This is a genomic window from Xanthobacter sp. BG11Y11_SDJG (genome assembly GCF_057364445.1).
Genome location: NZ_JBNFNU010000673.1, coordinates 1 through 1311, shown reverse-complemented (window position 1 = coordinate 1311; position 1311 = coordinate 1). Strand labels below are relative to the sequence as shown.

1 protein-coding gene is annotated in these 1311 nt (G+C 74.1%); it reads left to right on the top strand.

The features are described 5' to 3' along the window. A partial coding sequence (locus AC2W7M_RS25645) for a malto-oligosyltrehalose synthase (RefSeq protein ID WP_486135935.1) occupies positions 1–1311 on the top strand: 1311 nt, incomplete at both ends.

The following is a 1311-nucleotide window of genomic DNA, read 5'->3' as shown; positions in this document are numbered from 1 at the left end:
CTCCTATCCCCTGTGTGCCTTGGCAGTCTCAGCCTCGCCTACGACGCCGCCCTCGCCGGCTTCGTGGCGCGCCACAACGCCCACGTCTTCCCCATCTGCCCCACCGACTGGGCGTCGATCCTGGAGCAGGCGGACACGCCGGCCTTCAGCGGCATGCGGGACCTGTTCCGCGCCCTGTCCGGCATCCGTCCCGACCGGGAGGAGCTGCGCTCCGCCAAGTATCGGCTGCTGACCCTGGCGGAGACCGAGGAGGGCGCGCGCGCCATGCGCGGCGTGCTCGCGGGGTTCGACGGGCACGCGGCCGACGGGCGCGCCCGCTTCGACCGTCTGCTGGAGAAGCAGAACTACCGCCTCGCCTGGTGGCGCACGGCGAACGATGACCTCAACTACCGCCGCTTCGTGGAGACGCCCGATCTGATGGGCCTGCGGCTCGAGCGAAGCGACGTCTTCGAGGCGGTGCACGCTTATGCCTTCCAGCTCTACGCCGACGGATTGCTGGACGGCTTCTGCGCCGCGCACCTCGACCTCATGGCCGACCCGGCCGCCTATGCCCGGCGCCTGGCGCTGAAGCTGCGCGACCTGTCCGGCCGCCGGCCCGAGGGGGCGCTGCCGCCCGTGGGCTGCGTCGGCCTGCCACCCGACCTTCTCGCGGACCGGCGGCCCGCACGCGGCGAGGGCACCACCCCGCCCGAGGCCGCATCCGGCGAGGACGCCATGGCCGAGGCGATCGCTCTGGCGCTCCACGATCCGCTCGCGGCCCCCGCGCTTAGCGAGCTCTGGAGCACCCTCTCCGGCGACCGGCAGCCGTTCGAGGAGGTGCGTGAGGCCTGCAGGCGTTCCCTTCTAAGCGAGACCTTCAGCGCCGAGTTGCAGGCCGCCGCCCGGGCGCTCCACGACGTGGCACGCGGCGCCCCGGAAGGCCGTGACGTGACCTTCGCCGCGCTGAAGCGCATCGCCCACGATCTGGCGGTCGCCTTTCCGGCCCGCCGCGCCTTCGGCGACATGGACGGGCGCACCCCGCAGGACGATGCGCTCTACGCCGCGGCCTTCGCCCGCGCCCGGCGCACCGTCTCCCCCCTGGACCTGCCGGCGGTGGACCTGGTGGAGCGCTGGCTCGGCGGCGAGGCACCCCGCACGGTGCCCGATTTCGCCCAGAGCGGCGCCCGCGCCCACGCCATCGCCCGCTTCCAGCAGCTGACCGCGAGCCTCGACCGCGCCATGCACGAAGGGATGCTGGGCGAGCGCTATGCCCGCCTGCTGTCGCGGGTGGAGCGCGGCGCCGATCCGGCGGTGATCGGCCTGCGCGCCGGC